At 69.5% G+C, this 12,046-nt stretch carries 11 protein-coding genes; 4 read left to right on the forward strand and 7 right to left on the reverse strand.

All coding sequences use genetic code 11. The features are described 5' to 3' along the window. Window positions 1-205: 205 nt before the first annotated feature. A complete protein-coding gene (locus BXA11_RS35470) occupies window positions 206-676 on the reverse strand; it encodes a MarR family winged helix-turn-helix transcriptional regulator (RefSeq protein ID WP_239105014.1) in 471 nt (156 codons plus the stop codon). A gap of 124 nt (window positions 677-800) precedes the next feature. Between BXA11_RS35470 and BXA11_RS35475 the strand changes: the two genes are divergently transcribed. Next, window positions 801-1,490: a hypothetical protein gene (locus BXA11_RS35475; protein ID WP_076441651.1), complete on the forward strand. Its 690-nt coding sequence runs from the start codon at window positions 801-803 to the stop codon at window positions 1,488-1,490. Window positions 1,491-1,924: 434 nt separating this feature from the next. Beyond that, window positions 1,925-2,449 carry a hypothetical protein gene (locus BXA11_RS35480; protein ID WP_143734709.1) on the forward strand — a complete coding sequence of 175 codons (525 nt, stop codon included), beginning with the start codon at window positions 1,925-1,927 and terminating at the stop codon, window positions 2,447-2,449. Window positions 2,450-2,738: 289 nt separating this feature from the next. Here BXA11_RS35480 and BXA11_RS35485 read toward each other — a convergent pair whose 3' ends face one another. After that, entirely contained in the window at window positions 2,739-3,431 is a 693-nt protein-coding gene (locus BXA11_RS35485; protein WP_083744810.1) for a TetR/AcrR family transcriptional regulator, read from the reverse strand. 94 nt (window positions 3,432-3,525) lie between these two features. Between BXA11_RS35485 and BXA11_RS35490 the strand changes: the two genes are divergently transcribed. Beyond that, complete coding sequence (locus BXA11_RS35490) at window positions 3,526-4,428, forward strand: aldo/keto reductase (RefSeq protein WP_076441658.1); 903 nt, start codon at window positions 3,526-3,528, stop codon at window positions 4,426-4,428. An 86-nt stretch (window positions 4,429-4,514) separates the two neighbouring features. Continuing rightward, window positions 4,515-5,300: an IclR family transcriptional regulator gene (locus BXA11_RS35495; protein ID WP_076441660.1), complete on the forward strand. Its 786-nt coding sequence runs from the start codon at window positions 4,515-4,517 to the stop codon at window positions 5,298-5,300. Here the strand turns inward: BXA11_RS35495 and BXA11_RS35500 are convergent. The 5 genes from BXA11_RS35500 to BXA11_RS35520 form a co-directional block, all read right to left on the reverse strand. After that, on the reverse strand, window positions 5,297-7,615 hold the full coding sequence (locus tag BXA11_RS35500; RefSeq protein ID WP_076441662.1) for an FdhF/YdeP family oxidoreductase: 2,319 nt from the start codon (window positions 7,613-7,615) through the stop codon (window positions 5,297-5,299). The two genes, BXA11_RS35495 and BXA11_RS35500, sit on opposite strands and share 4 nt — an antisense overlap. A gap of 18 nt (window positions 7,616-7,633) precedes the next feature. Further along, a complete protein-coding gene (locus tag BXA11_RS35505) occupies window positions 7,634-8,725 on the reverse strand; it encodes an aromatic ring-hydroxylating oxygenase subunit alpha (RefSeq protein ID WP_204053690.1) in 1,092 nt (363 codons plus the stop codon). 91 nt (window positions 8,726-8,816) lie between these two features. Further along, complete coding sequence (locus BXA11_RS35510) at window positions 8,817-9,902, reverse strand: S-(hydroxymethyl)mycothiol dehydrogenase (protein WP_076441666.1); 1,086 nt, start codon at window positions 9,900-9,902, stop codon at window positions 8,817-8,819. A 222-nt stretch (window positions 9,903-10,124) separates the two neighbouring features. Continuing rightward, on the reverse strand, window positions 10,125-10,709 hold the full coding sequence (locus tag BXA11_RS35515) for a hypothetical protein (protein ID WP_076441668.1): 585 nt from the start codon (window positions 10,707-10,709) through the stop codon (window positions 10,125-10,127). Between the two features lie 9 nt (window positions 10,710-10,718). After that, window positions 10,719-12,046 (reverse strand): AAA family ATPase (locus BXA11_RS35520; RefSeq protein WP_143734710.1); only part of this gene is annotated, 1,328 nt, incomplete at its 5' end.

Here is a 12,046-nt window from a genome sequence, read left to right on the forward strand (position 1 = left end):
CAGGATTGCGTCAGGCGCTACAGTCCCGCTATTCGATGCGCTCGCCGGTTTCAGATTCGCGGAACGTCTGCCACGGGCACCCCAGCGCCGGGCAGACCAAGCGCCGTACTGTCACCGACACCACTACTGTCCGCCCGCCGACCGGGACGTCGATGACCGTCCGGCGTAGAGGCCGTGCACGCGCTGCCATGGCCGATTAGGTCAATCAGGCCCGCCGGTCAGCCACGAGACGACCCATCTCGATGAACTGCTTCCGCTGAGCGGGCGACAGCGGTGCGAGCAGTTCCGCCTGGACGCCGTCGACGATGTCGTCCAGTCTCAGAAGTGCCTCCCTTCCGGCCTCGGTGATGGTGACGATGTTGCGGCGTTTGTGCTCGGGGTCGGGACGACGCTCGACCAGTCCGCGACCCTCCATCTCGGTCAGGCCACCCGTGACGTCGCTGCGGTCGATTCCCGTACCACGACTGAGGTCCGCCTGACTGGCGGCGCCCCATTGCTCAAGCGCGGCGAGCAGTCGGTAGTGGTAGCCGCGCAGGCCATCGGCGTGGGCCTCGAATGCGGCCGCCAGGAGAGCGGAGGAGCGGGCGAAGACACGGCTGACGATCCAGGTGGGGCGGTCCTTGACGCGATCAGGAGTCCGATCCGGCTGGTGGCGCATGGGCATGCCGCTCAGCATACAGAGTTGTTGGTCTCACCAACACTTGCTATGTTGGCGAGACCAACATTGGTCCGGCCAACATTGGATGGGCCAACCCCGCCTGCGAAACGGCTGGGGCCGACCACATCAAGGAGAACTGTCGATGAGCACCCCGCACGAGCCGACCGCGAAGCCCCCGGGCGCAAACGTCCTCGTCGTCGGCCGCAGTCCGAGCGCCCTGGTCACCGCCGTCGACATCCTGCGCAAGACGGGATACACCGCGAACGCGACGAACCAGTTCGACAGGGTTCTCACCGATTACGACGCCGGCGGAGTCGACATCCTGGTGTTCGGGGGCATGGTGCCCCCGGACATCAAGCAGCACGTGCGCGATGAATTGACGCGGCTGAATCCCGACGCCCGCGTCATCCAGGGATTGTTCGGGATACCCGAGCTGATCGCGGCGCAGGTAGCGGCGGCCACATGTCCGCCGCTGCCGGAAGGCGACGAAGTCGCCTACGATGCGGACCACCGTTGCGTGCGACTCACCATCCACGAGTCCGCCGACGTACGCGTGGAGGTCTGGTGGGCCACATCGTTCACCCCACCCGAGTCGACCAGCGTCTCCGAGCGGGTATACGAGAACACCCTCGACCCCGGTGCCCACGTCATTTCGATCCCTCACCACGTTCCCAAGGAAGCCTCATTCGGGGCCGTCACCGTCGGTCAGTCCGTGCAGGTGTTCACGATCGGGCCCGTTCCCGACTCCGTACGGCGACTGGTGCCCACATCGGCCGAGGACAAGCGTCTTCCCGACGTCACGGCTGTGACAACGCGAATCGATGAGTCCTGAGCTGAGACCCCCCGCGGCGTCCGGGCTCCGAGCCGCGAGCCCGGACGCCGCGGGGATGCCGCGCGCCGAACCCTCTGGTTCGCACCCTCTCCCGGATTCGCCCTCGCAGACTTCGACGGGGATTTCCCGGCCCGGATGCTTCTGATCCTGCCCGCACTCCGCTGACCACCCCAGGCAACGAGGAAACACTTCATGTCACCTTTTTCTCGCCTCGCACGCGCCTGCGCGATCGCTGCGCGAACCTCACTCGCTCTGTCGGCGGCCGTTGCCGCGCTCTTCGCCGCGACGGCGACGCCGACCGCGGCATCGGCCGGCACCGATACGAACGCGGCTTCCGTGTCCAGCGCACCGGGCTGGAGTTGTCGTCCACCACCCAGCAGTGCGTCAACCGGGCGGTCGGTTCCTTGGGCAACATCACGAAATGGTCCGTCCAGGTGAAGGGCAACCGAGAGACGGAGTCGATCGTGGCCGTCAGCCATCAGCCCAACGGAGTGGATCTCATCGGCACCATGAAGTCCGGCTCCCGCACCAAGGTGGTCGGCGGCAAGGACAGCGGCAAATTCGTCAAGCGGTTCCTCGGGGACTACCGCTACGACCCGGCGGACTTCCACACCCTCACCAACGTCGTCTCCACCGACAAGGGCACGGTCTACCCGGAACAGGGCACGGTCCGGTTCAGCGCCACGGACAAGAAGGGCAGGATCAACGCGCACACTCCGGACGGTTGCGACTGGACACTGACCGTGCGCGGCGACACCGCCGAACTCGATCCCGCCACGCAGACCTGCCACACCGCGACAGGCGACACCTCACTGGTCTACTGGACACTGGTCACCGACGACGGACGGCACATGAACGCCTTCCATGCCGGATCCACCACCACGCCGAGCCAGCCTCCGGCCAACACCTTCCTGTACGTCGGTGCGCTGACCAGATCCGCCACAGGTAAAGACGAATAGCCGCGCCACCCCAGGCGATCCACCACTACCTCAGCCCCCATTTCCGCCCGTGATCACAGCCTCTCCCCTGATCAGTGCGAGCAGCGACAGTGCCGGCCGCATCCGCGGACGTTCCCGGAGATACAACGCACCCACCGGTAGAAAATGCCGGCTCCCCACGGCGCGGGTCGCGTCGTGGGGAGCCGGCACAGATCTGGCGCAGCGTGCCCGGCCCGACTTCGCTTGCTCACGCTTCTTGGGATCCGCCGACGAGCGCGATCGGCCGATCAGGGGCGCAGCCGGGCACGGGTCAGCGGGCGAGCCGTTGGAGCCAGTCGCGCAGGAGTGCCGTTTCGGCGGGCCGCAGCGGAAGGCCGGCCTGATCCGCGGCGGCGATGGCGGCGTCGAGGGCGAGTGCCCGGGAGGCGAGACCGGAATACGCGTCCGGCGGCGCGTCGGTGACGAGGGAGCCGATGACGGATTCCCGCACCCTCGCGGAGATCTCCAGGTCGCGGTTCTCATCCGGGTCGGCGATCAGCGACAGGGTGACGCCCGTACTGGCGGCTTGCAGGAGGCGGGCGGCCAGTACGGGCGGGACCCGCAGACGGCCGACGGCCGCGACGCGGTCCAGGAACTTCAGCACGAGGTCGTGAGCCTCGGCCGCGGCGGGCGGCAGGCGGCCGGGCCGGTCGGTGCCGAACATCAGCAGGTAGAAGGCCGGGTGGCGCAGACCGAAGTCGACGTGGGCATCCCAGCCACGGCGCATGTCGTCGACCGGATCGCCGGTGGACGGCAGGAGGTGCTTCTCGTCCAGGTAGCGGTCGAAGGCGAGGATGGCCAGAGCCGCGAGCAGGCCGTCCTTGTCGCCGAAGAGCTGGTAGAGGGACGCGGCGCGGACCCCTGCCGCCGCCGCGACCGAGCGCGTGGAGACCGCCTGAGCGCCCTCGCGCTCCAGGATGCCGGCCGCCACCTCGAGGATCTGCCGCTTCTTCGCCTCGTACACGGTTGCAATGCTACGCATTTTTGCGTATCACTGAGACGTATCAGTGCTACGCATTCGAGCGTTTCACTGATCCGCCACATCGAGGAGACATTCCATGAATCGAGTCGGATACGGCGCCATGCAACTCGCCGGGCCGAACGTCTGGGACCTGCCGGATGATCCCGAGTCGGCCCGGCGAGTGCTGCGCCTCGCGGTCGAGCTGGGCGTGACGTTCTTCGACACCGCCAACGCCTACGGGCCGCGTACCGTCAACCGGCTGATCGGGCAGGCACTGCGGCCGTTCCCGGACGGGGTGATCGTCGGCAACAAGGTCGGCGCCGGGCGTGGCGCGGACGGGTCATGGCTCGTCACCGGTCACCCCCGAACGGTCCGCCGGCAGGTCCACGAGGCCCTCGCGGACATGGGTACGGAGATCAGCGAGCTGACCTATCTGCGGCTGGGAGGTGACACCCCCGGAATCCCCAGTGAGGTGCCGCTGGAGGATTCGCTCGGCGTGCTCGTCGAACTGCGCGACCAGGGCCTCATCCGCCGCATCGGCCTGTCCGGGGCGTCGCCGGAGATGTTGGCCCGCGCTCAGAGGATGACGCCGATCGCGGCCGTGCAGAACCGGTTCAACCTGCTCGACCGCAGCGGTGTGCAGGTCCTCGCCGACTGTGAGCGGCAGGGCATCATGTTCGTGCCTTACTTCCCGCTCGCCTCCGGGCGGCTCACCGCCTACGCCGAGCTGACCGGCCCCGCACGACGACTCGGCGCGACGCCGGCCCAGGTCGCTCTGGCCTGGCTGTTGCGCCGTTCCCCGGCCGTTGTCGTGATCCCCGGCACGGCGAACCCCGATCATCTGCGTGCCAACGTCGCCGCGGCCGAGGTCGCCGACGACCTGACCGACGCCGAGGTGAGCCGCATGACCGGGCTCGCCGACGAGTCGGCGGCCGCACTCGACCAGCCGGACGCGTCCACTCTCGCCATCCTCACGACCGCGGCGGACCGGCACCGGTAGCCCCGGTTCAACGCGTCCCATCCCCGGGAGCCGGCCCGCGGCTCGGAGGCCGGGCGACGTGGAAGCTCAAGCGCTACAGTCCGGCTATGAGCAACGACGCTTCCGGCAGGACCGAGGCCAGCGGCGGCGGCGTGCAGTCCGTGGACCGGGCGATCAGCATCATGGAGATCCTCGCCGACCGCGGAGAGGCCGGGGTCACCGAGATCGCCGCCGAGATCGAGGTCCACAAGTCGACCGCGTTCCGCCTGCTGGGCGCCCTGGAGGCGCGCGGGCTCGTGGAGCAGACCGAGGACCGCGGCAAGTATCGCCTCGGCTTCGGGCTCGTCCGCCTCGCCGGAAGCGTCTCCATGCGGATGGACGTCACCCAGCAGAGCAGGCCCGTCTGCCACCGCCTGGCGGAGGAGATCGGCGAGACCGTGAACATCGCCGTCCTGCGCTCGCACTACGCGGTCAACCTCGACCAGGTGCGCGGCCCCTCCGCCGTCACCGCCTACAACTGGGTGGGTCAGCTCACGCCCCTGCACGCGACGTCGAGCGGCAAGGTCCTGCTCGCGTACGTGGACCGGCAGCGCCGCGACGACCTGCTGCGCGTCGCGGGCCTCCAGCGCTACACGCCCAGCACGGTGACCTCGGCGGAGGACCTGGAGCGGGAGCTGGCGACGGTGCGCGAGCGCGGCTACGCGCTCACGCTGGAGGAGCTGGAGGTGGGCCTGAACGCGCTCGCCGCTCCCGTCCGCTCCTTCGGCGGAGAGGTCGTGGCGGCGGTGAGCGCGTCGGGGCCCGCCTACCGGTTCAGCGAGGGCCGCATGCGCGAGCTGGCCCCTCTCCTCGTCAAGGGAGCCGAGGAGATCAGTCACCGCCTCGGCGGCTAGCCCTCTCCCTCCGCCGCGCGCCGCAGCCGCACGACGACGCTCTTGGACGTGGGCGTGTTCGAGGTCTCCGCCACCGAGTCCAGGGGCACCAGCACGTTGGTCTCCGGGAAGTAGGCCGCGCAGCAGCCCCGCGCCGTCGGGTAGGCGACGGCCCGGAACCCCTCGGCCACGCGCTCGCCGTCCGGCCACTCGCTGATCAGGTCGAGCATGTCGCCGTCGGCGAGACCACGCTCGGCCAGGTCGTCGGGGTGGACGAAGACCACCCGGCGCCCGTTCTTGACGCCGCGGTAGCGGTCGTCCAGGCCGTAGATCGTGGTGTTGTACTGGTCGTGGCTGCGCACGGTCTGCAGCAGGAGCCGGCCCGGGGGCACGCGCAGCACCTCCAGCGGGTTGACCGTGAAGTTCGCCTTCCCCGTGGCCGTGGGGAAGCGGCGCTCGTCGCGCGGCGCGTTCGGCAGGAGGAAGCCGCCCGGCCTGCGCGCTCTCGCGTTGAAGTCGCCGAACCCCGGCACCACCCGCTCGATGCGCTCCCTGATCGCGTCGTACCCCGCCTCGAACTCGGCCCACGGCACGTGCGGGTCGTCGCCGAGCAGCTCACGGGCCAGCCGGCACACGATGGCCACCTCCGACAGCAGCGTGTCCGACGCGGGGCGCAGCCGTCCGCGCGAGGCGTGCACGGCGCCCATCGAGTCCTCGACGGTGACGAACTGCTCGCCGCCGGCCTGGACGTCCCGCTCGGTGCGGCCGAGCGTGGGCAGGATGAGCGCCTGCTCGCCGCACACGGCGTGCGACCGGTTCAGCTTGGTCGACACCTGCACCGTGAGCCGGCAGCGGCGCAGGGCCGCCTCCGTCGCGGCGGTGTCCGGCGTCGCGGAGACGAAGTTGCCGCCCATGGCGAAGAACACCTGGGCGTCCCCGTCGCGCATGGCGCGGATGGCCTCCACGGTGTCATGGCCGTGCTCGCGCGGCGGCGGGAAGCCGAACTCCTGCTCCAACGCGTCGAGGAACTCGGGTTTGGGCTTCTCGTAGATGCCCATCGTCCGGTCGCCCTGCACGTTGGAGTGCCCGCGTACCGGACACACGCCCGCGCCCGGCCGTCCCACGTTGCCGCGCAGCAGCAGGAAGTCGACGATCTCCCTGATCGTCGGGACCGACTTGCGGTGCTGGGTGAGGCCCATCGCCCAGCAGACCACGACCGAGCGGGCGGCCAGCACGTCGCGGGCCGTCTCCTCGATCTCGGCCCGGGTCAGCCCGGTCGCCTCCAGCACCTCGTCCCAGTACCGATCGGCACTGCCGAGCCCGCGTATGTGCTTCTCCCAGGCGTCGAACCCGTGCGTGTGCGCCTCGATGAACTCGCGGTCCACCACCGTGCCGGGCGCGGCGTCCTCGGCCTCCAGCAGGAGCAGCGACAGCGCCTGGAACAGCGCCAGGTCACCGCCGAGGCGGATCTGCAGGAACCGGTCGGACAGCGCCGTCCCGGTCCCGGCGAGGCCGGAGGGCCGCTGCGGGTTCCGGAACCGCAGCAGCCCGGCCTCCGGCAGCGGGTTGACCGCCACGATCCGCGCGCCGGCCCGCTTCGCCCGCTCCAGCGCGGTGAGCATGCGCGGATGGTTGGTGCCCGGGTTCTGGCCGACCACGAAGATCAGGTCGGCCTGGTGCAGGTCCTCCAGCAGCACGGTGCCCTTGCCGATGCCGAGCGTCTCGGTCAGCGCGGAGCCGCTCGACTCGTGGCACATGTTGGAGCAGTCGGGCAGGTTGTTGGTGCCGAACCTGCGGACGAGAAGCTGGTAGGCGAAGGCGGCCTCGTTGGAGGTGCGGCCGGAGGTGTAGAAGACGGCCTGCCCCGGGTGGTCGAGCGCGGCCAGTTCGCGCGCGACGACGCCGAAGGCGTCCTCCCACGAGATCGGCTCGTAGCGGTCCGAGCCGGCCGGCTTGTACATCGGCTCGGTGAGCCGGCCCTGCTGGCCCAGCCAGTAGTCGCTGCGCCGGGCCAGCTCACTCACCGGATGCTCGGCGAAGAAGTCGCGGGTGACCCGGCGGACCGTCGCCTCCTCGGCCACCGCCTTCGCGCCGTTCTCGCAGAACTCGGCGGGGCTGCGGTGACCGTCGCCCTCGGGCCAGGCGCATCCCGGGCAGTCGAAGCCGGACTTCTGGTTGACCCGCAGCAGGGTCAGCATCGTCCGTCCCGCGCCCATCTGCCGGTAGGCCGTGCCGAGCGCGTGGCCGACCGCCGGGACCCCGCCCGCCCAGGTCTTGGGCGAGCCGATCTCCAGGCGTTCGTCTCCGACATCCTCCCGAGGGGGCTTACGTGTCACGCCGCATCTCCTCCGAACTCACTCGCCGATCTTGCCACGCACCCAATCATGGAACAGGCCGATGTGGTGCTCGCTCGGCACCAGCACGCCGCCCTTGGCGTACGTGCGGGAGCTCATCGAGGGCTGGGTGCGCTCGCAGGCGTCGAAGTCCTGCTCGTTGACCCGGTGGAACAGCTCAACCGACCGGCTGACGTCCTTGCCGGAGGCCACGACCTCCGGCAGGTAGAGCCAGTCGCACTCCACCACCGTGCGGTCGACCGCCAGCGGGAACATCCGGTGGACGATGACGTGGTCGGGCACCATGTTGACGAACACCTGCGGCTTGATCGTGATGGCGTAGTAGCGCCTGTCCTGATCCTCGCTGATGGTCGGGATGCGGTCGAGCCCCTCGGAGCCGTCGACTGTGAACCCCTGGATGCCCTCGCCGAACAGCGCGCCGTGGCCCACGTAGTACTGCGCCGCGTAGCCGTCGGCGAACTCCGGCAGCACCTCGGTCAGCTCGGGGTGGATGGTCGCGCAGTGGTAGCACTCCATGAAGTTCTCGACGATGAGCTTCCAGTTGGCCTTCACGTCGTACACGATCCGGCGGCCGAGCGCGAGGTTGGCGACGTCGTAGTTGTCGAGGGAGGCCACGTCGCCGAGACGCGTGCGCACCTCGCCGAGCACCGTGTCCTCGAACGAGGGCGGCTCGTCGGCCAGGCACACCCACACGTAGCCCAGCCACTCCCGCACCGCCACGTTGACCAGGCCGAACTCGACCCGGTCGAGGTCGGGCATCTTGGTGAGGTTGGGGGCGGCGATGAGCTTGCCCTCCAGGTCGTACGTCCAGGCGTGGTAGGGGCACTGGAAGGCCCGCTTGACCTCGCCGGAATCCTCCGTGCAGATCCGCGCGCCGCGGTGGCGGCAGACGTTGTAGAACGCGCGGATCGAGTTGTCCCGCGCCCGGGTGATCAGGATGCTCTCGGTGCCGACCTGGACGGTCTTGAACGCTCCGGGCTTGGGCAGGTCGGCGGCCCTGACCGCGCAGAACCACATCGACTCGAAGATGTGCTTCTGCTCCAGCGCGAAGACCTGGGGGTCGGTGTAGTGCTCGCCCGGCAGCGTGGCCATCAGGCTGGGGGGCAGGCTCGTGGTGCTCACTGGTCGCTCCTGAAGGTCGTACGTCGCACGTCGGGGATCGAGATGATCAGGGGGAGGCCGGTCACAGGACCACGACGGAGCGCAGCACCTCGCCGTGGTGCATCTTCTCGAAGGCCGCCTCGACGTCCTCGAGCGCGATCGTCTCTGTGACGAACGCGTCCAGGTCGAGCCTGCCCTGCTGGTAGAGGGACACGAGCATGGGGAAGTCGCGGCTGGGCAGGCAGTCGCCGTACCAGGAGGACTTGAGCGCGCCGCCGCGGCCGAAGACGTCGAGCAGCGGCAGTTCGAGCTGCATCTCCGGGGTCGGCACGCCGACCAGCACGACGGTCCCGGCCAGGTCGCGGGCGTAGAAGGCCTGCTTGTACGTCTCGGGGCGGCCCACCGCCTCGATCACGACGTCGGCGCCGAACCCGCCGGTGAGGTCGCGGATCGCCTCCACCGGGTCGGTCTCCCGGGAGTTGACGGTGTGCGTGGCGCCGAAACGGCGGGCCCAGTCGAGCTTGGTGTCGTCCACGTCCACCGCGATGATCGTGGTCGCCCCGGCCAGGTGCGCGCCCGCGACCGCCGCGTCGCCCACGCCGCCGCAGCCGATGACGGCCACCGAGTCGCCGCGGGTCACGCCGCCGGTGTTGATGGCCGCGCCGAGGCCCGCCATGATGCCGCAGCCGAGCAGGCCGGCCGCGACCGGGGAGGCGCTCGGGTCGACCTTCGTGCACTGACCGGCCGCCACCAGCGTCTTGTCGGCGAACGCGCCGATCCCGAGCGCCGGGGACAGCGGGGTGCCGTCGGCCAGCGTCATCTTCTGCGTGGCGTTGTGGGTGGCGAAGCAGTACTGCGGGCGTCCGCGCAGGCAGGCCCGGCAGGCGCCGCAGACCGCGCGCCAGTTGAGGATGACGAAGTCGCCGGGGGCGACGTCGGTCACGCCCGCGCCGACCGCCTCGACCACGCCCGCCGCCTCGTGACCGAGCAGGAACGGGAAGTCGTCGTTGATGCCGCCCTCGCGGTAGTGCAGGTCGGTGTGGCACACCCCGCAGGCCTGCACGGCCACGAGCGCCTCACCCGGACCCGGGTCGGGGACGACGATGGTCTCCAGGCTGACCGGCTGTCCCTTGCCCCTCGCGACGACCCCGCGGACTTCGTGCGCCATGTCTCTCTTTCCCTCGATCAGTCAGCGTGCAGTGGTTGTGCAAGACGAAACACATAGCACTATGCGCAACAGACTGAGGCCGTGCAAGGCCAGTGTCAAGAGCCCAAAAAAGTCCGCGTGATCTTGCAGTTTGTCGCACGCGATGCCGCAGTCTGCAGCAACACCCCTGACGATCTTGCAAAAAATCGCGGACAAGACCTCCCATCTGCGATGGGGGTGGGGTTAGCGGGGGTTTTGTTCAAGGTGGGTGACGACCGGGGCGAGCAGGTCGTTCAGCTCGCGTACGAGGACCGCGAGGGCCCGGTGCGCCGTCTCGGCCAGGTCGTGCGCGGGACCGTCCGGCGCGGCGGGCAGGTCGTCCAGCGGCACCGGGGCGTCCACGACCAGGGTCGGACGCAGATAGGGGACCTTCGCGAGGTCCTGCTCGGCGGGCTCGACGAACTGGCCGAAGATCTCCGGCCAATCCCGCCAGCCGCGGTCGCGCCACCAGTCACGCGACACCGTCAGCGCGGCCGGCGGCGGGGAGACGATCGTGACGCGCGCCGTCAGCGACCCGTCCCAGGTGTTGCGGTCGCAGGAGGCCGACAGGATCCGCCGGTGCCAGCGCACGAACCCCGGCGAGGTCAGGGGCGGGGTGGCGATCCGCCAGGCCGCGCACGCGAACGCGACCGGCGCGATGTCACCCCACACCCCATCGAACTCGCCGATGTTCTCCCACACCCGCTCGGAGTAGTGGCTGACGCCGCTGTAGCGGACGCGCTCGCGGTCGGATCGGCCGTCGATCCAGAACGCCTGCTGGTCGGGCATGCGCCGGGATCAGCCGTTCGACGCGGCGGTGCTCGGCGCGGCGACGGCGGCGGGCGCGGTCTCGCCGACGAAGGTGAACGTCGCGGCGTCGCCTTCGCCCTCGATGTCGATCTTGACGACCTGGCCCGGCCGCAGCTCGCCGTAGAGGATCTTCTCCGACAGCGTGTCCTCCAGCTCGCGCTGGATCGTGCGCCGCAGCGGACGGGCGCCCATCACCGGGTCGTACCCGCGGTCGGCCAGCACCTGCTTGGCCGCCTGAGACACCTCCAGGCCCATGTCGCGGTCCTTCAGGCGCTCGGCCACCTGGGCGAGCATCAGGTCCACGATCTGGATGATCTCCTTGGGCGTCAGCTGGTGGAAGACCACGATGTCGTCGACGCGGTTGAGGAACTCGGGCCGGAAGTGCTGCTTGAGCTCCTCCTGCACCTTGACCTTCATCCGCTCGTAGGTGCTCTCCTCGTCGTTCGCCTTCGCGAAGCCCAGCCCCACGGCCTTGGAGATGTCCCGCGTGCCGAGGTTGGTCGTCATGATGATGACGGTGTTCTTGAAGTCGACCACCCGGCCCTGGGCGTCGGTCAGGCGACCGTCCTCCAGGATCTGCAGCAGCGAGTTGAAGATGTCCCCGTGCGCCTTCTCGACCTCGTCGAACAGGACCACGGAGAACGGCTTACGCCGCACCTTCTCGGTCAGCTGACCGCCCTCTTCGTACCCGACATAACCGGGCGGGGAGCCGAACAGCCGCGAAACGGTGTGCTTCTCCATGAACTCCGACATGTCAAGCATGATCAGCGCGTCTTCGTCGCCGAACAGGAACTCCGCCAGCGCCTTGGACAGCTCGGTCTTCCCCACACCCGACGGGCCGGCGAAGATGAACGACCCACCCGGACGGCGCGGGTCCTTCAACCCGGCGCGGGTGCGCCGGATCGACCGCGACAGCCCCTTGATCGCGTCGTCCTGACCGATGATCCGCTTGTGCAGCTCGTCTTCCATCCGCAGCAGCCGCTGCGACTCCTCCTCGGTCAGCTTGAACACCGGGATACCGGTGGCGGTGGCCAGAACCTCGGCGATGAGCTCCTCGGTCACCTCGGCCACGACATCCATGTCGCCGGCCTTCCACTCCTTCTCCCGCCGCTCCCGCTTCAGCTGCAGCTGCTTTTCCTGATCCCGCAACGCCGCGGCCTTCTCGAAGTCCTGCGCGTCGATCGCGGACTCCTTCTCCCGCCGCACATTCGCGATCTTCTCGTCGTACTCGCGCAGGTCCGGCGGCGCCGTCATCCGGCGGATCCGCATCCGCGAGCCCGCCTCGTCGATCAGGTCGATCGCCTTGTCCGGCAGGA

It is taken from the genome of Microbispora rosea (assembly GCF_900156315.1).
GTDB lineage: Bacteria > Actinomycetota > Actinomycetes > Streptosporangiales > Streptosporangiaceae > Microbispora > Microbispora rosea.